The 18,042-nt window shown below is 39.9% G+C and carries 17 protein-coding genes, 1 tRNA gene, 1 other RNA gene, 1 pseudogene and 1 other annotated feature; of the genes and pseudogenes, 6 read left to right on the plus strand and 14 right to left on the minus strand.

Annotation, left to right across the window (positions count from 1 at the left end; translation table 11 throughout):
• Nucleotides 1-173 precede the first annotated feature (173 nt).
• The 7 genes from BA70_RS17875 to tadA all read right to left on the minus strand — a co-directional run bounded on the left by BA70_RS17875 (nt 174) and on the right by tadA (nt 4,568).
• Nucleotides 174-437 carry a pro-sigmaK processing inhibitor BofA family protein gene (locus BA70_RS17875; RefSeq protein WP_008342006.1) on the minus strand — a complete coding sequence of 88 codons (264 nt, stop codon included), beginning with the start codon at nt 435-437 and terminating at the stop codon, nt 174-176.
• Between the two features lie 66 nt (nt 438-503).
• Nucleotides 504-728, minus strand: coding sequence for a YaaL family protein (locus tag BA70_RS17880; protein WP_034325068.1), 225 nt, complete (start codon nt 726-728; stop codon nt 504-506).
• Between the two features lie 18 nt (nt 729-746).
• Nucleotides 747-1,343: a recombination protein RecR gene (gene recR, locus BA70_RS17885; RefSeq protein ID WP_003218094.1), complete on the minus strand. Its 597-nt coding sequence runs from the start codon at nt 1,341-1,343 to the stop codon at nt 747-749.
• 15 nt (nt 1,344-1,358) lie between these two features.
• Complete coding sequence (locus tag BA70_RS17890; RefSeq protein WP_008342011.1) at nt 1,359-1,682, minus strand: YbaB/EbfC family nucleoid-associated protein; 324 nt, start codon at nt 1,680-1,682, stop codon at nt 1,359-1,361.
• A gap of 25 nt (nt 1,683-1,707) precedes the next feature.
• Nucleotides 1,708-3,420: a DNA polymerase III subunit gamma/tau gene (gene dnaX, locus BA70_RS17895; RefSeq protein WP_034325069.1), complete on the minus strand. Its 1,713-nt coding sequence runs from the start codon at nt 3,418-3,420 to the stop codon at nt 1,708-1,710.
• Nucleotides 3,421-3,750: 330 nt separating this feature from the next.
• Nucleotides 3,751-4,015, minus strand: an RNA gene (gene ffs, locus BA70_RS19760) — signal recognition particle sRNA large type.
• A 76-nt stretch (nt 4,016-4,091) separates the two neighbouring features.
• Nucleotides 4,092-4,568: a tRNA adenosine(34) deaminase TadA gene (tadA, locus tag BA70_RS17900; protein WP_034325070.1), complete on the minus strand. Its 477-nt coding sequence runs from the start codon at nt 4,566-4,568 to the stop codon at nt 4,092-4,094.
• Between the two features lie 79 nt (nt 4,569-4,647).
• On the opposite strand from tadA, the gene BA70_RS17905 reads away from it, so the two are divergent.
• The 4 genes from BA70_RS17905 to BA70_RS17920 all read left to right on the plus strand — a co-directional run bounded on the left by BA70_RS17905 (nt 4,648) and on the right by BA70_RS17920 (nt 7,908).
• The gene (locus tag BA70_RS17905; RefSeq protein WP_034325072.1) at nt 4,648-5,202 is read left to right on the plus strand and encodes a cysteine hydrolase family protein; all 555 of its coding nucleotides are present in this window, start codon (nt 4,648-4,650) and stop codon (nt 5,200-5,202) included.
• Between the two features lie 99 nt (nt 5,203-5,301).
• The gene (locus BA70_RS17910; RefSeq protein WP_239646707.1) at nt 5,302-6,549 is read left to right on the plus strand and encodes a glycoside hydrolase family 18 protein; all 1,248 of its coding nucleotides are present in this window, start codon (nt 5,302-5,304) and stop codon (nt 6,547-6,549) included.
• A gap of 79 nt (nt 6,550-6,628) precedes the next feature.
• Complete coding sequence (locus tag BA70_RS17915; RefSeq protein WP_034325074.1) at nt 6,629-7,252, plus strand: deoxynucleoside kinase; 624 nt, start codon at nt 6,629-6,631, stop codon at nt 7,250-7,252.
• Nucleotides 7,249-7,908, plus strand: a complete 660-nt coding sequence (locus tag BA70_RS17920) for a deoxynucleoside kinase (protein ID WP_034325075.1) — start codon at nt 7,249-7,251, stop codon at nt 7,906-7,908. The genes BA70_RS17915 and BA70_RS17920 overlap by 4 nt, the downstream gene beginning before the upstream one ends.
• Nucleotides 7,909-7,995: 87 nt before the next feature.
• Here BA70_RS17920 and BA70_RS17925 read toward each other — a convergent pair.
• The 5 genes and pseudogenes from BA70_RS17925 to pdxS all read right to left on the minus strand — a co-directional run bounded on the left by BA70_RS17925 (nt 7,996) and on the right by pdxS (nt 12,241).
• Nucleotides 7,996-8,088: transfer RNA gene (locus tag BA70_RS17925), tRNA-Ser, on the minus strand.
• Nucleotides 8,089-8,218: 130 nt separating this feature from the next.
• Nucleotides 8,219-8,551: pseudogene (locus BA70_RS21020) on the minus strand (methyl-accepting chemotaxis protein); the annotation flags it as partial.
• A 599-nt stretch (nt 8,552-9,150) separates the two neighbouring features.
• The gene (gene serS, locus BA70_RS17935) at nt 9,151-10,425 is read right to left on the minus strand and encodes a serine--tRNA ligase (RefSeq protein WP_034325078.1); all 1,275 of its coding nucleotides are present in this window, start codon (nt 10,423-10,425) and stop codon (nt 9,151-9,153) included.
• 49 nt (nt 10,426-10,474) lie between these two features.
• Nucleotides 10,475-10,691, minus strand: a binding site (T-box leader).
• Between the two features lie 54 nt (nt 10,692-10,745).
• On the minus strand, nt 10,746-11,336 hold the full coding sequence (pdxT, locus tag BA70_RS17940) for a pyridoxal 5'-phosphate synthase glutaminase subunit PdxT (protein WP_034325079.1): 591 nt from the start codon (nt 11,334-11,336) through the stop codon (nt 10,746-10,748).
• 20 nt (nt 11,337-11,356) lie between these two features.
• A complete protein-coding gene (gene pdxS, locus BA70_RS17945; protein WP_034325080.1) occupies nt 11,357-12,241 on the minus strand; it encodes a pyridoxal 5'-phosphate synthase lyase subunit PdxS in 885 nt (294 codons plus the stop codon).
• Nucleotides 12,242-12,487: 246 nt separating this feature from the next.
• On the opposite strand from pdxS, the gene pdxR reads away from it, so the two are divergent.
• A complete protein-coding gene (gene pdxR / locus BA70_RS17950) occupies nt 12,488-13,966 on the plus strand; it encodes a MocR-like pyridoxine biosynthesis transcription factor PdxR (RefSeq protein WP_034325082.1) in 1,479 nt (492 codons plus the stop codon).
• Between the two features lie 41 nt (nt 13,967-14,007).
• Here the strand turns inward: pdxR and BA70_RS17955 are convergent, their stop codons facing one another.
• Complete coding sequence (locus BA70_RS17955) at nt 14,008-15,333, minus strand: D-alanyl-D-alanine carboxypeptidase family protein (RefSeq protein ID WP_034325083.1); 1,326 nt, start codon at nt 15,331-15,333, stop codon at nt 14,008-14,010.
• Between the two features lie 160 nt (nt 15,334-15,493).
• Nucleotides 15,494-16,960 carry an IMP dehydrogenase gene (gene guaB / locus BA70_RS17960; RefSeq protein WP_034325084.1) on the minus strand — a complete coding sequence of 489 codons (1,467 nt, stop codon included), beginning with the start codon at nt 16,958-16,960 and terminating at the stop codon, nt 15,494-15,496.
• Between the two features lie 121 nt (nt 16,961-17,081).
• On the opposite strand from guaB, the gene BA70_RS17965 reads away from it, so the two are divergent.
• A partial coding sequence (locus BA70_RS17965) for a YaaC family protein (RefSeq protein WP_034325085.1) occupies nt 17,082-18,042 on the plus strand: 961 nt, incomplete at its 3' end.

Consider the following 18,042-nt stretch of genomic DNA (forward strand, 5'->3'; position numbering starts at 1 on the left):
CTTGTTTAGTTTTCAAAGAACTTGTTTACCGCTTCAGAAGCGACTAGAATATCTTATCACAACCAAGTTGTTAGTGTCAACAACTTTTTTAATGTTATGTTTTTCGTTTCTTCGTCATCAGCGACGTATATTAATTTACCACCATACAGAATTAAAGTCAACAATATTTTTCATTAAATAATAAATTTTTCTATTACTACTAAAGCCGCTACGCCTGGAATGCCCAATAAACCACTAATTCCACTCGTTACAGGGTTAATGGAGACATGAAGTCCTAAACTCTCACCGAATAAATTCAGGCAAAATAAAAAAAGAGCGCCTGCCACAAACTTAACTCCGATAAGTCCTAACCATTTGAATGGATTCGCTTGAACACCTGACATAAACAATAATAATACAGCAAGCAAAATTGAACCGATCACAATAACAGGTTCCATAATCCTCTCATCTCCTCTTCATATGAATAGTACAAGCATATGAGAGGACTATGTAAAATAGACCTGCTACCTCCATTTGTTTAAACGTAAATTCCTCTTTTTCGCTTCTCTTAGATAGAAAAAGTACTTCGCTTGAGCAAGCTTTAATTCGAATAGAATGTCCGGTGAAGGCTCAACGCTATTTGCGACAAGCTTTTTTTGTCTGTTCCATTCTTCCTTTTGCTTAAAAAGCTGTTGAATTAGTTTCTCATCGAATTCTTTTCGAATTGATTTTCTGCGAAGAAAACCCATGTACCGTACTTCTCCTTCCTACATCTCACGTCTGCCTTCTAGAGCCTTAGAAAGTGTGACTTCATCTGCATACTCTAAATCTCCACCTACTGGGAGTCCGTGAGCAATACGAGAGAGTTTAATTCCTGACGGTTTCAACAATCTGGAGATGTACATGGCTGTAGCTTCTCCTTCAATGTTTGGATTAGTTGCAAGAATCACCTCTGTCACTTGATCGTCTTGCAATCTTTTTAATAAGTCAGGAATTTTAATATCCTCCGGTCCAATTCCGTCCATTGGCGAAATGGCACCATGAAGCACATGATATAAGCCGTTATATTCTTTCATCTTTTCCATTGCAATCACATCTTTTGGATCTTGTACTACACAGATAACAGATTGATCCCTTCTTGTATCTTCACAAATATAGCAGGGATCCTGATCAGTGATATGGCCGCAAACCGAACAATAAGTTAAATTACGCTTTGCATTTACAAGCGCCTTCGCAAAGTCTAGTACGACATCTTCCTGCATACTAAGAACAAAAAAAGCCAGACGGACCGCAGTTTTTGGTCCGATTCCTGGCAATTTCATAAAGCTATCAATCAGCTTTGATATTGGTTCAGGATATTGCATCTTCAGTTATTCCCCCTAGAATAAACCTGGCATGTTCATTCCTTTTGTGAATTGACCCATTGTTTCATTTGTTAGCTCATCGACTTTTTTCAATGCATCATTTGTCGCTGCAAGCACAAGGTCTTGAAGCATATCGATGTCTTCAGGATCAACAACTTCTTCATTAATTGCTACATCAACGACCTCTTTTTGTCCATTTACTTTTACAGTGACCATACCGCCACCTGCTGTACCTTCAAGGACTTTTTCCGCAAGCTCTTCTTGAGCCTTAGCCATATCCTTTTGCATTTTTTGCATTTGTTTCATCATTTTTTGCATGTTTCCCATTCCACCGCGCATATGAACACCACTCTCTTTCTTTTAATTAATCTTTAATTTCAATCAAATCATTTCCTACTAACTTCTTTGCTTCCGCAATCAATGGATCCTCTTCAGCAGAAGTTGCCTGACCATCTGCCTGTTCATCCGGCTGATGATCCTTTAAAAATTCTTCTCTTATTTTACCCCATTGAGCGTCAGGAACGCCAACTAATTCCACTCTTTTTCCTAGCATAGACTCTAGCAGGTGCTCCAGGTTGGTTCGAACACCACTTTTATCTTCAGCCACCATCTTACAATGTATTTCAAACTTGAATTTTAAAACAAAGGCGTGAGATGCAGCTGCAACTGGTTCACTATCCGTTAATAGCGCAGCGTGAGACACCTTATTTTGCTGTTTCAACTGGGCAAGAAGCTCTCCCCATTTGCCTTTTAATTTTTCTAGCTCTGGCCGCTTCGCTTCTTTTAGGATCTCGTGAATTCGGCCAACAGGTGCACGATAGCCATTTTTGTTACTCGTTTGTGGTCGAGGTGCTTCCTTTTTTTCTTGAGGACTATGAGACTGAGACATCGGTACACCCTCAGCTCTTAGTCTTGATAGCTCCTGTTCCAGCCTGTCTATTTTATCCGTTAACGCCGTTAAATCAGAGTTAGCATGAGATTGTGTCATTCCGGCCGTTGACTGACAAAGCTTAACAACGGCTACTTCAAAGAAAATTCTTGGATGATTCGTCCATTTCATTTCTTGATGGCTTTTATTAAGCACTTCAATCGTCTCATACAGAAACTGGGGCGTCACACGATCAGAGAGCGTCACGAACTTTTCATCGACTTTTACCTTTTCAAGTACTCCTTCAAGGTCTGGTGCTGTTTTATAAAGCAACATATCTCTAAAGTAAAAGATCATGTCCTCTATTAATTTAGCAGCATCTTTCCCCTGCTGGAGCAATTCATTTAATGTATCTAACGCTACAGCAATATTTTGATCAAAAATAGCTTCGGCAAGCTGACTAATGAAATGCTGAGATACAGCACCTGTAATGAGCAGCGCATCATCAATTGTCAGTTGTTCACCACTAAATGAGATTGCTTGATCCAACAGGCTTAGCGCATCACGCATACCGCCATCTGCTGCACTAGCAATAATCTCAAGCGAGCCCTCTTGTACATTTAGGCTTTCTGCATCTACAATTTTCTCCATTCTTCCAACAATATCTTTTGTCGTGATCCGTTTAAAATCAAATCGCTGACACCGGGATATGATGGTAAGAGGAATCTTATGAGGCTCTGTGGTAGCCAAAATAAAGATACAATGAGCAGGCGGTTCCTCTAGCGTTTTAAGGAGTGCATTAAATGCCCCGATAGAGAGCATATGTACTTCATCTATAATATAAACCTTATATGTAACCACCGAAGGAGCAAATTTAACTTTATCACGTATATCTCGGATTTCATCTACCCCGTTATTCGAGGCAGCATCTATTTCAATCACGTCTGAAATCGAACCGTTTGTAATCCCCTTACAGGCATCACATTCATTACACGGTTCACTAACAGGTGACTTTTCACAGTTCACTGCCTTTGCAAAAATCTTGGCAGCACTTGTTTTACCTGTTCCTCTAGGACCTGAAAATAAGTAAGCATGAGAAAACTTTTTCTGCAAAAGGGCATTTTGCAACGTTTTTGTGATGTGTTCTTGTCCAACAACATCCTCAAAAACTTGAGGCCTGAACACTCGGTATAAAGCTTGATAACTCACAAATACGCCCTCCTCCATTTATCATCATTCTCATTATACATGATGCAACGATCAATTCAAAAGCACACCTTTATTTTCTAATAAGTGAAAATGGCGTTTTCATATGAAGATTTTTTACTTTTCATGAATTAAAAACAAATTTTCTAGCTTTGCAAAATGATCTGTCAGCCCAAGCAGAACATTAGTTCTTGTTGTAAATTGTTTTAAAAACAATTTACCTCAAAAAGACTTTTTCACTATTTGTATCAACCTAACAACTGAGCTATTCTTTAAACAGCAACAAAAAACTCACCTAGATAAACTAGATGAGTTAGATTTAATATTGATTTACCGTGCACCTTCTGTCGATTCGCTACCCCAAGCGTTACTTAAACAGTTAGCTCGGCCCAGGCAACCCTGCGGCACATGAGAGGTTTCACTTAATGCTGCTTCCTTCCGGACCTGACATGGTTCATGAATTCCCATTGCGCAGGACCCAGACGTCAACACCACTTATTTAAGGCAGACCTTGAAGTAAACGAACCTTGAGAAGGGATTCGGCCTCGCTAGAGCGGATTGCGAGTACAGGGCACCGCTACCTCCCCGCTTAGCACGGCAAAATGAATATTAAATTGTTAGTGACGCAGACATAAGTATACCTTCTTATAGCTGAAATTGCAAACGACATCCATTCATTTACTTTTGGCTTGTTTCTTTCGTTGACGTAGATTTCTGAAGAACTGACTTAACAGCTCACCGCACTCATTTTCAAGTACACCACCAATGACTTCAGACTGATGATTGAACCGTTCATCATCCAGTAAATTCATTAAAGTACCCGCACATCCACCTTTTGGATCGTATGCACCAAAAACGACCTTTTTCACTCTAGAAAGGACAATCGCTCCCGCACACATAGAGCATGGTTCAAGCGTCACATAAAGTACAGCATCTTCTAAACGCCAGCTTCCAGTCGTTTTACACGCTTCATCAATAGCAAGTAATTCTGCATGTGCAATTGAACGCTGCTCTGTTTCCCTTAAATTATGAGCTCGGCTCACAATTTGGTCACCAACAACGATAATGGCACCGATTGGTACTTCTCCTATTTGTTCTGCTTTTAAGGCTTCAGAAATAGCTTCTTGCATAAACTGTTCATCTCTCGTCATAGCACGGCTCTCTTTTCATGTTTTTTAAAAGGATATTGAGGTTAACATATTAGCACAATCTTTTAAAGGGGGGCTTACATTGTCAAAGCACCAAAAGGCACTGCTTATTATCGACATGATTAATAATTTTGATTTTGAAATGGGACATGTGCTCGCTGAAAAAACAGAGCAAATGACCAATAAAATTTTAGCCCTTAAACAACACGCTTTCAAGGAAAATTGGCCAATCATCTATATCAACGACCACTACGGACTCTGGAAGGCTGACATTCAAGCTGTCATACAAACATGCAAAAACGAAAGAAGCGCCCCTATTTTAGAGCAAATGACACCATCATACGATGATTACTTCTTAATTAAACCTAAGCACTCTGCCTTCTATGGAACAGCACTAGAGACACTTCTAAATGAACTAGGTGTTCAAGATCTTATTTTAACTGGAATTGCAGGAAACATCTGCGTTCTTTTCACTGCAAATGACGCATACATGCGAGAGTACAATTTGATTATACCTAAAGATTGTATAGCTTCTAACGACGATAGAGATAACGAGTACGCATTAACAATGATGGAGAATGTTCTTTTTGCAAAAATCACAACTGCTAAGGAGATCACCAGTGAAAATCAAACATGATTTATCCATAGCCCTCATAAATTGTTAGTAATAACAAAGGGGGCGTTGACTATTCAAATTTATGTTGTCAAAAGAGGAGATACTTTAAGTGAAATTGCCATGCGCTTTAAAACAACAGTCAATGAAATCATCCGCACCAACGACATCGAAACACCAAATCAACTCGTCGTCGGACAAACAATTGTCATTCCAATTAGAGGTCAATTTTATGAGGTCAAACAAAATGACACACTTTATCAAATTGGGAGACGATTTCAAATTTCAGTGGAAGAATTGGCACGTGTGAATCGGATTCGGCCTGAAGCAATACTTCCTATTCGCTTCTTGCTCTATATTCCACAAAGACCGAAAAGAAACATTAATTCTAATGCTTATATTGAACCACGCGGAAATCAAGTTAGCGAGAATTTAAAGCAAGCAGTTAGAGAGGCCTCTCCATACTTAACCCATCTAGGCGCCTTTAGTTTTCAAGCGCAAAGAGACGGAACACTTCGAGAACCACCGTTAGATCAACTACCTCAGATTGCCGCTCAAAGCAGAACTGTATTATCCATGGTGGTCACAAATCTAGAGAATGAAAAATTTAGTGATGAACTTGGACGAATCCTTTTAACAAATCAATCTGTCAAAACGACATTTTTAAATGAAATCGTCCGCGTTGCTCAAAAGTATCAATTAAAAGAAATTCATTTTGATTTTGAATATTTACGCCCTGCTGATAAAGATGCCTACCTTCAATTTTTAAGAGAGGCAACTACTCGTTTCCATCAACAAGGATGGACCATTTCCGTTGCGCTTGCCCCTAAAACAAGTAGTGAACAAAAAGGAAAATGGTATGAAGCTCATGACTATGAAGCGATCGGTAAGATCGTCGATCATGTTGTGTTGATGACCTACGAATGGGGATATAGCGGCGGGCCTGCACAAGCCGTCTCTCCGATTGGACCTGTCCGCCAAGTCATTGAATATGCACTGACTGTTATGCCGGCCAATAAAATTGTGATGGGTCAAAATTTATATGGCTATGATTGGACGCTTCCTTATGTTCAGGGTGGACCTATAGCCAAAGCCATCAGTCCTCAACAAGCGATCGCAATTGCTAGAGAGAATAATGTATCCATTCTATACGATGAAACAGCACAGGCTCCCTATTTTCGTTATACAGATGCTAATAACAAAGAGCATGAGGTATGGTTCGAAGACGCAAGATCGATTCAAGCCAAATTTAATCTCATTAAAGAGTTAAACTTGAACGGAATTGCTTACTGGAAACTAGGTCTATCCTTCCCACAAAATTGGCTCTTATTATCAGATCAATTTAATATTGAAAAAAGAACGACATCGTAATTCATTCGCTCTATCTCCAGGAAGGGGTATGGTACAATATACATTGGTTTGACAACTTTATAGATAGAGGAGAACGCCTATGTATCCTGCCCCTTTTATTGCAGTGGAAGGCCCAATTGGAGCCGGAAAAACAACTTTGGCTACAATGCTTGCGAAGGAATTTCAATTTCCTTTAGTAAAAGAGATTGTAGAAGAAAATCCATTCCTAGATAAATTTTATGAAGATATGGAACAATGGAGCTTTCAGCTTGAGATGTTCTTTTTATGCAATCGGTTCAAACAGTTAGAATCTATTGAAGAAAACTATGTGAAAAAACAACAGCCGATTGTTACTGATTATCATGTCTATAAAAATATGATATTTGCAGAAAGAACATTATCAAAAAAACATATGGATAAATACAGAAAGATCTATCACCTGCTCACAGATGATCTTCCTAAACCAAATGCCATGATCTATATAAAAGCCAGCCTTCCCACCTTACTTAATAGAATACAGATGCGAGGACGCTCTTTTGAAGAAGACATCGACCCGTCTTATTTAAAAAACTTAATTGAAGATTATGAGCTGGCCATTGAACATTTAAAACAGACTCATCCAGGGCTTCCTATCATTACAATTGAAGGAGATCATAAAGACTTCGTTTCCTCACAGCAAGATTACCAGCAAATTGTACAGAACATAAAGGAGCAAGTGCTATGAACAATTTCGAAATACCAAAGGACGCAGTCATCACAATTGCCGGGACTGTCGGTGTGGGAAAATCAACCATGACTAAAACAATAGCGGACAAGCTAGGGTTTCAAACCTCTCTTGAAAAAGTGGATGACAACCCATACTTAGAGCCTTTCTATTCAGATTTTCAAAGATGGAGCTTTCATTTACAGGTCTATTTCCTGGCTGAGCGTTTTAAGGAGCAAAAGCGAATTTTTGAATCTGGTGGAGGATATGTGCAAGATCGTTCAATCTATGAGGACACTGGCATTTTTGCTAAAATGCATGCAGACAAAGGCACGATGTCTGAGGTAGATTATGAAACGTATACAAGTCTATTTGAGGCAATGGTGATGACACCTTACTTTCCTCACCCTGACGTCCTAATTTACTTACACGGGGATTTAGATCATATTTTACATCGCATTGAAGAGCGCGGCAGAGAGATGGAAACTCAAACAGATCGAGCTTATTGGGAAGAAATGTACACTCGATATACTGAATGGATCGAACAATTTGATCTGTGTCCAGTAATTAAAATTAATATTGAAGATTATGACTTGCTTCATGACGAAAGCTCGCTTGATCCCATTCTTCATGAGATTGCTTCTGTTATTCAAAAAAATCGTTCTAAAACAAAATAAAAAAAACCGCTGCATTCCGAATGCAGCGGTTTGACAATTTCCAATTTTTATGCTTGCGTTTCAATTCAACTAAGGTAAAAATCAATATGGCGGAGGAAGAGGGATTCGAACCCCCGCGGGCTTTGACACCCCTGTCGGTTTTCAAGACCGATCCCTTCAGCCGGACTTGGGTATTCCTCCGTATCGACAAGAATTAATATATCATATCATTTCATTTGAAGTCAACATCTTTTCGCAAAAAAATTTAACATGCTGTTTTGTTATAATGATCTACCTATAAAAAAGCAGCCAAATGACGGCTGCTCTTGATCTATTTTGTATCCTGTTTAATTTCCTCAATAAACTGATTCATCTCTTCTTTAAACTCATTTAATGATTCGATAATCTTTGTAAAGTCTGTCACTTGTTTGGCTTGTTCGTTTGTTGAACTGCTGACCTGTGAGATATTTTCAGACAAAGTGCCAATGCTGTCTTGGATTTCTTTTAAGAATATATTAATGGTTTCAGCCGCTTCCTTCGAACCATCTGATAATTTACGTACCTCATCTGCAACGACAGCAAACCCTTTTCCATTTTCACCTGCCCTTGCCGCTTCAATTGCAGCATTTAGACCAAGCAGATTTGTTTGTCTAGCGATCCCGCCTATGGTTTTGACGACTTCTTCAATGTTCGCAGACTTCTCTTCCGCTCTTCCTGCCTGCTCGCTTATTTCTAGGCTTGTAGCCGCTAGCTCTTGTGAATGCGCAGCAATTTGCTCAATTCCACCTTGTAGTTCTTTCGCTACTTTATTAATATGCTCCATATAGCCGCTTAATTTCTTTTCGCGATGATGTGAAAAGGCAACTAAAAAAGAGCCAATCACTTTTCTATCTTCATCAAAAATCGGGTAACCTTTTACAGCAACTTCATAGCCGTATAAAGACTCTGGTAAATGACCGTCGTATTCTTGTCCTTTTAATGTCGTCGCCGCGTTTTGGTCATCTGGGTTCAATGCGTCCCCTACTTTAATGCCAAAATCTATTGTGTTAGACGGGTAATAACAAAGCACCTTTTCTCTATCAGTGATGCCGAAAAGGATACTTTCATCTAGAACTTTTCTGAGTAAATGAGCCATTTCAACATAATAGTCAAGCCTATTCAAGGTTATTCCTTCTTTCCTATATGCTTTTAGTTCTTTTATCGGCTTATTTTAGAAAAGCTGTAGAACTTTAGGTAAAAAGAATAAGATGCCATATCGGCATCTTATTTCATCACTTCTTTATTTCCCATATAAGGACGCAGTACTTCAGGAATAATTACTGTGCCGTCCTCTTGTTGGTAGTTTTCTAAAATAGCTGCTACTGTTCTTCCTACTGCTAAACCAGAGCCATTTAAAGTGTGGACGTGTTCTGGCTTCGCTTTAGGTTCTGGGCGGAAACGAATGTTTGCTCGTCTTGCTTGGAATGCTTCAAAGTTACTGCAAGAAGAAATTTCACGATACGTATTTTGGCTCGGAATCCAAACTTCGATATCGTATTTCTTCGCAGCTGTGAAACCTAAATCTCCCGTACACATGCTCATGACACGATATGGCAGGTTCAATAGCTGAAGAACTTTTTCTGCTTGATTTGTTAGTTTCTCTAATTCTTCATAAGAATCTTCTGGTCTGACAAATTTCACAAGCTCTACCTTGTTGAATTGATGCTGACGGATGAGTCCGCGTGTATCTCTGCCGGCAGATCCAGCTTCTGATCTAAAGCAAGCACTGAATGCTGCATAATTGATTGGCAGCTGTTCACCTTCAAGGATTTCGTCACGGTGCATGTTGGTGATTGGCACTTCAGCCGTTGGAATGAGGAAGTAATCTTCTTCTCGAATTTTAAAGGCATCCTCTTCGAACTTTGGAAGCTGACCAGTTCCTGTCATGCTTGCTCTGTTGACCATATAAGGTGGAATCACTTCAGTAAAACCAAACTCATCCACATGTAAATCGAGCATGAAGTTATACAGTGCGCGCTCTAAGCGTGCGCCAAGCCCTTTATAAAAAACGAAACGGCTTCCTGTCACTTTTCCTGCACGTTCAAAATCTAGAATATCTAACTCATCCGCTACGTCCCAATGCGGTTTTGGCTCAAATGAAAAGGCTGGCTGTTCGCCCCATTTTCTCACTTCAATGTTGTCATCTTCTGTTTCACCAACCGGTACAGAGTCATGAGGGATATTTGGAATTGAGAACAGGATGCTTTGCAGGCTTTCTTCTACTGTTCTCAACTCATCATCCAGCTTCTTAATCTCATCTCCGACCTCACGCATTTCTTGAATAATGTGATCGGCGTCTTTCTTTTCTCTTTTTAGAACGGCTACTTGCTGGGATACTTCATTTCTTCGGCTCTTTAATTCTTCTGTTTTACCGATTAATTCTCTTCTTTTTTGATCTAGTTCACCAAACTTATCAAAATCAGCTAAATCTTCACCTCGATGTGCTAACTTTTCTTTGATTTGATCAAAGTCCGTGCGCAGTTGTTTAATATCCAGCATATGTTACACTCCTTTTTTTATCGAAAAATAAAAAGAGCCCTCATCCCATGAAAGGGACGAGAGCTCTCGCGTTGCCACCCTGATTGAAAACATAAAAAATCATGCTTTCCTCTTTCCTCTGTAACGGCATCACCGTAAATGCTTACTTCTCGTGTTTCAGCATTTCGCTCAAGGATGGATTCAGAATGCATCTTTCACCGATTCTCACCAACCATCGGCTCTCTGAGAAAGAGGGGCTTCTTACTATTTCCCGTCAACGCTTTTTCGATCATTTGATTGTGATTTTAATGTACTATAAGTTTTATCTCTTTTCAACCGTTTTATACAGTGAGCTTCGTTTTGTAGGACTTCACCATCTCAACAAACAGCTGTGTTAACCGGTGGTCGTCTGTCAACTCCGGATGAAAAGAACAACCTAAGATATTGTTTTCTTTCGCCATCACAATCCTGCCATCATATTCAGCCAAGACCTCTACGCTATCATCAGCGCTGATGATATGAGGCGCACGGATGAACACCCCTGTAAACGGCGCATCCAGTCCTTTCACTTCTACATCAGCTTCAAAGCTGTCTACCTGTCTGCCAAAAGAATTACGTGCAACAGATACATTTAACAGTCCAAGATGAGCATCTTCTCGATCTTCTATATGCTTTGCCAGCATAATCAAACCGGCACATGTCCCGAAAATTGGTTTCCCTTGAGCAGCAAACGCTTTGATCGGGTCAATAAATTGGTACGTATCCATGAGTCTTCTCATCGTCGTACTTTCTCCACCAGGAATAATCAGACCGTCAACAGCTTCTAATTCTTCTACTCGTTTGATGATCTTTCCTTCTGCGCCACAAGCTTCAATCGATTGAATATGCTCTCTCACTGCTCCTTGAAGCCCTAGTACACCAATTGTTAGCATGTTCGTTTGCGCTCCCTTACTTACCAGCCACGCTCTTGCATACGCTCTTCTGGCAGTAGATTTGAAATTTCAATTCCCTTCATGGCTGTTCCAAGCTCTTTAGAAAGCTCTGCAATGAGACGGTAATCTGTGAAATGAGTCGTTGCTTCTACAATGGCTTTTGCAAATTTAGCAGGATTTTCTGATTTGAAAATACCAGATCCTACAAATACGCCGTCTGCTCCAAGCTGCATCATTAACGCAGCATCTGCTGGTGTCGCAACGCCTCCAGCTGCAAAGTTAACAACCGGCAGCTTGCCGTCTTTTTTAATTTGAAGCAATAATTCATAAGGTGCTCCTAAATTTTTCGCTTCTGTCATGATTTCGTCTTCACTCATCGCTGCTACTTTTCGAATCTGAGCATTAACTTTTCTCATATGACGGACGGCTTCTACAATGTTGCCTGTCCCAGGTTCACCTTTTGTCCGCAACATGGATGCCCCTTCTGCAATACGGCGGGTTGCCTCACCTAGGTCACGACATCCACATACAAAAGGTACTGTGTATTCATTTTTATTTAAATGGAATTCCTCATCTGCGGGCGTTAGCACTTCACTCTCATCGATATAATCAACACCAAGCGCTTCAAGAACACGAGCCTCCACAATGTGGCCGATACGCGCTTTTGCCATGACTGGAATCGTTACTGCATTTTGTACTTCTTCCACGATTCTTGGGTCTGCCATTCGGGCAACACCGCCTGCCGCGCGGATATCAGCTGGTACGCGTTCTAGTGCCATAACTGCCACCGCACCTGCTTCTTCTGCGATTTTTGCCTGCTCAGCATTGACGACATCCATAATGACGCCACCCTTTTGCATTTCTGCCATTCCACGTTTTACTCGTTCAGTTCCCTTATTGCTCACAATTGTTTCCTCCCATTTGTCTATTCGATTGATTCAACATCTCTATCATACAAGCGAGACAGTATAACAATAAAGAGAATAGTATAACAATTCAATCAGCTGATGAAAAAGGATAAACCCTTATATACAAAGGATTTCCGGCTAAAAAATTGCCATTTCCCCTTTTAAGTGTGATTTACATGCTATAATGCAACTATAACAATCCGAAACAGTGTATAACAATTTTGCATTCATTGGAGGATTCTCATGCATATTGATATCCATCGACATTCAGATACATCTCTTTCAAATCAAATTTACTTTTCTATCGTTGATCACATTCAATCGGGTCTGCTTCAGCAGGGGGAAAAGCTGCCAACTGTACGTGATTTAGCGAAGCAGCTCAATGTGAGTCTTGTAACAGCAGCAAAGGCATACACACGGCTTAAGAACGACGGATATTTAACAACTGTGCAAGGTAAAGGAACTTTTGTGGATGAGAAGCATGAGCAAACTGACATTCCGGTTCAATCATCTACCTCTTTCGATTGGCAATTGTCCATTCCAGATTATTTACCAAGGTCTCAATTCGCTCAGTATCATTATGTAGAAGAAGCCATTAACCTTTCTTCCTCTATGATCGACCCAGGACTTTTACCTAACCGGTATTTAGAAAAAGAAATGCAGCATGTATTAGCCAGGCATCCTCAAATTATGTCGAAGTACGGAGAAATACAAGGTGACCTTCAGCTTCGTCAGGTCATTCAGTCTTTTTTAGAAAAATTAGATGTGCCTTCTACTCCTGAAAATATCCTAGTGACAAGTGGTTCTCAGCAAGGTCTTGATCTGGTGGCTCGTACATTTATCGGGCCGGATGATGTAATCGTCATGGAGGCACCGACCTATCCAGGTGCGATTGATGTCTTTATGGGCAGAGGGGCAAGAATTATTACGGTCCCTGTCGATCATGAAGGAATGAACATGAAGCAACTTCAAAGCATTTGTGATAAATATAAACCAAAGCTCATCTATACGATTCCTACTTTTCACAGTCCGACAGGCGCTAGTATGTCGATGAAACGCAGAAAACAGCTTCTCTCACTGGCACAAAGCATTGATTGTCTCATTGTAGAAGATGATCCCTATCGTGAGCTTTATTTTGAAAAGAAACCGCCAGCACCTATCAAAAGTTTAGACCACGATGGACATGTCATTTATTTACGAGGATTAAGTAAAACACTGGCTCCAGGATGCAGAATTGGAATTATTACAGCGTCAGGCTCTATATTTAACCGTTTGTTAGCGGCAAAAGCCAATAATGATTTAGGCAGCCCTCTTCTCACACAAAAGGCCATATTACCGTTTCTGACATCGAAGAAAATGATTGATCATACGAAGAAGTTAAGAACTGCCTTGAAGGTTAGGCGCGATTTAATGATGGATGTTTTAACGAAGCATGCACCAAAAGATGTCACGTGGCAAATACCACAGGGCGGGCTCAATTTATGGCTCAGCTTTCCTTCCTGGGTCGATACACGTGCACTCCTACATGAGGCGCGTAAGCAGCAAATCACCTTTCTGCCAGGCTCTGTCTGCTATCCTGGGGAGCCGAAACAGAATTATATCCGCCTCAGCTTTTCTTATGTGAATGAAAAGGCACTGACCGAAGGCATGGAAAAGTTATGTGGTATATTTCAGCAGGCTTTGTCCACACCTCAAAATCATAAACAATCACTTTTCTTTTAACGATAAAAAAACTGCTCTCTATGCATGAGAGCAGTTTTTTATTAGAACCAACCTTTTACTGTATCAACGATTCCGCCCCAAATGCCAGCGAAGAATCCACCTACACCGCGCATTGCAAGGATAAACCAGTTTGCTTTTTCATCGCCTGTTTTCGTCACAAGCTCAACACCTGATTGGTCTTTATTCAAATAGCCGTAGTCCTTCTCATCACCAGAATAAGAAGTCGTCAACATGCCAACCTTCGTTCCTTTTTTAATAGGAGCTTCTAGGTTCTTTTTCTCGATATTTACTTTTGCTTTATAGCTCTTCTCATCGCCATTTTTTACTGGCACAGAGAAAGCTTCTTTTGTTACAACAGGTACTTCTTTATCTTTTCCTTTATCGACTTCGATGTTTTCATGTCCCTTGATTTGCTGACCTTTTTTGTACATTTCTTTCATCGTAAAGTTTTTAAAAGCATAGTCGAACAGTTTTTTCGCCACGTCGAAACGTGCAGTATGAATATTTCCTTTTGCATTTAAGATGACTGCAATCACACGCATGTCACCACGTTTTGCTGTACCTGTGAAGCTAGAACCAGCTGAATCAGTAGACCCCGTTTTTAAACCGTCTACTCCTTCATATTCTTTCACAAGTCCTTTAAGCATGAAGTTCCAGTTTGGCATGTCCATTTCATCGTCTGTGCCTTCTCTGAACTTTGTTTTCGCGATACTTGCTGTTTCAAGAATTTCTGGATGGTCTTTGATGAGATGCTGTGCAAGCAATGCCATATCCTTCGCAGATACTTCACTTTCTTCATCAGGACCCGTACCCTTTGGCTGTTTGCCATGTAAGTCTTTATTTTCTAGTCCAGTTGCATTGACGAATTTGTAGTTTGTTAAACCTAGTTCTTTTGCTTTTGCGTTCATTTTTTCAACGAACTTCGATTCTGATCCAGCGATCACCTCTGCTAGGCCAATCGCTGCTGCATTTGCTGAATAAATAGCCGTTGCTTGATATAGTTCTTTGACTGTATACGAGCCATCTTTTCTCAAAGGAACGTTGGATAAACTGCGGTCCTGAGAAATTTCGTATACATAATCATCTGGCGTATACGTTTGATCCCATTTCACTTTGCCTTCAGAAATAGCCTCTAGCAATAGATACTCTGTCATCATCTTTGCCATACTTGCAATAGGCAGTCTTTGTTCTGCGTTTTTACTATAAAGAATTTTACCTGTAGAAGCTTCAATAAGGATGGCTGCTTTCGCATTCACATTGAATGGATCTTCAGCCGCTTTTGCTTTGGACATTGGTGTAAAAGCTGTAACAATCAATGCCAGTGCAAGGATAGAGACCATAAGCTGTTTCAACATCTTGCTGTTCAATCGTCATACCTCCGTATTCATCTTTTTTCGACGTTTTTCATATATATTTAATCCACAAGGGCTTATTTCAACACAACAGTATAAATTTTATCACAATAAAGACAAAAAAAATAGACAGAGTCATAGACCCTGTCAAATGTAATTTGATTGTCACAATTTATCAAGAAATTGTGTAGTTTGGTGATTCTTTTGTAATTTGTACATCATGTGGATGACTCTCACGAAGACCTGCACCAGTCATGCGAATGAACTGAGCTTCTTCTCTAAGTGCACGTAAGTCTTGTGTTCCACAATAGCCCATACCAGAACGAATGCCACCAACTAGTTGGTACACTGTATCAACGACTGGTCCTTTGTATGGTGTACGGCCTTCGATACCTTCTGGAACGAATTTTTTATTATCTTCTTGGAAGTAACGATCTTTACTTCCTTTTTCCATTGCAGCAACAGAACCCATACCGCGATAAACTTTGAAGCGTCTACCTTGGAAAATTTCTGTTTCTCCTGGGCTTTCAGATGTACCAGCTAGAAGGCTTCCGAGCATAACTGCATGTCCACCAGATGCTAGTGCTTTCACGATATCACCTGAATATTTAATTCCACCATCTGCAATAATAGATTTACCATGTTTTCTTGCTTCTGTTGCACAGTCATAGATCGCTGTGATTTGTGGTACACCGACACCTGCAACAACACGTGTTGTACAAATGGATCCTGGTCCGATACCGACTTTCACAATATCTGCTCCTGCTTCAAACAATGCTTTCGTTGCTTCAGCTGTTGCAACATTACCAGCAATGATGTTAAGAGAAGGATATGTTTCACGGATTTTTGATACAGTGTTTAGAACACCTTGAGAATGCCCGTGTGCTGTATCAATGACAACGACATCGACATTGGCTTCTACTAATTTTTTCACACGAGTCATTGTATCGCCAGTGACACCAACAGCGGCACCAACAATTAAACGGCCATGTGCATCTTTAGAGGAGTTAGGGAATTCAATCACTTTTTCAATATCTTTGATTGTGATGAGACCTTTTAACGTTCCTTCGTCATCTAAAAGAGGTAATTTTTCAATTTTGTATTGCTGTAGGATTTTTTCAGCTTCTTCTAATGTTGTTCCAACAGAAGCTGTAACAAGTTCCTCTTTTGTCATCACGTCACAAATCTTCATTGAATAATCCGAAATAAAACGAAGGTCACGGTTCGTAATAATACCAACAAGCTTTTGATCTTGTTCGTTGTTTACAATCGGAACACCTGAAATACGGTATTTACCCATTAAATGCTCTGCATCGAATACTTGATGCTCTGGTGTTAAGAAGAATGGATTTGTAATAACGCCACGCTCTGAGCGTTTTACTTTGTCCACTTGTTCTGCTTGCTGTTCAATGGACATGTTCTTATGAATGATACCAAGACCGCCTTGACGTGCCATTGCAATCGCCATTTGTGATTCTGTCACAGTGTCCATTCCTGCACTAATAATTGGAATGTTTAGCTTTAATGTGCTTGTTAAGTCAACTGATAAATCGACATCACGCGGAAGTACCTCAGACTTTGCTGGAACAAGCAAAACATCGTCAAACGTCAAACCTTCTTTTGAAAATTTACTTTCCCACATTAGTAAATCCCCCTCTTTTCGGCAAAATATTATATGTAGATTATCAACTAGGAAACAGCATGTCAAGGAAGCAACAAACAGTTGCAATTTTTAGAAAATATAAAGAGAGTTGAGGAAGAAGATGAAAAGTTCAGGATGGAAGGATTTAAAACGTTTTTACTCACTCGAAACTTCCCAAAAGTTTCTACTTCAACAATATGAGAAACGGAACATTCAGGAGGCAAACCAGCAAGCCTATAAAAACTGTGAGCGATTTATTTACTTTTTAAAACATGGTCATACATTCTATGAACAGGCCGCCATCGCTCCACTAGAACTTAAACCAATTTTATTATTTTATGGAATGGCGCAATTGCTAAAAGCTTGTTTGCTGACAGTTGATCCTCATTATCCTTCTCAAACCTCTGTCTTAGCTCATGGCGTAACATCAAGAAAAAGAAAAAAACAGCATTACCGTTTTAGCGAAGATGAAGTGAAAATCCAACGAAATGGACTATGTATGCATGTGTTAAAACACCTATTTCATTTAAACGGTCTTGAAGATGAGCGATTTACCATGATCAATCTTCTTTCGAAAATACCTGAAATGAGCCATATTCTTGAGTTTCAAAAACAGCCCTCGGCATTAGTTAAAGTCGAACATGCCAATGGTATGTTGATTCAAGATCATATTCCATTGCTTTATAACATGTCGGCTGAACGATTTATCGAGTACTTTGAGTTTCATACAAGTTGGAAGCTCAAACAGAGAGAAGCCAAAAAGCTGACGTTTAATGTATTTCTTGAAGAAAATCCTGCTTTCGCTACTCATCTTCATTATGATTTAGAAATGGATCAATGGTTTATTCCATCAACACGAGATGCGTTTCTGGGGATCCCCGAGATCATCAGTCATTACTTGTTAATGTATAACCTTAGTATGATTGCCCGCTATGAGACAGAATGGTGGTATGAGCTGCTGTCTCAATACATTAGTGATGATTACGTCATGATTGAACGCTACATGGAGATTGCAGAAGAAAAGTTTCCAGCTTATATCATGATGCTGTTAGAAGAAAAAACAAAAAAGACCAGTTCCGTGT

This window comes from Bacillus zhangzhouensis (genome assembly GCF_000715205.1).
Classification (GTDB): Bacteria; Bacillota; Bacilli; order Bacillales; family Bacillaceae; genus Bacillus; species Bacillus zhangzhouensis.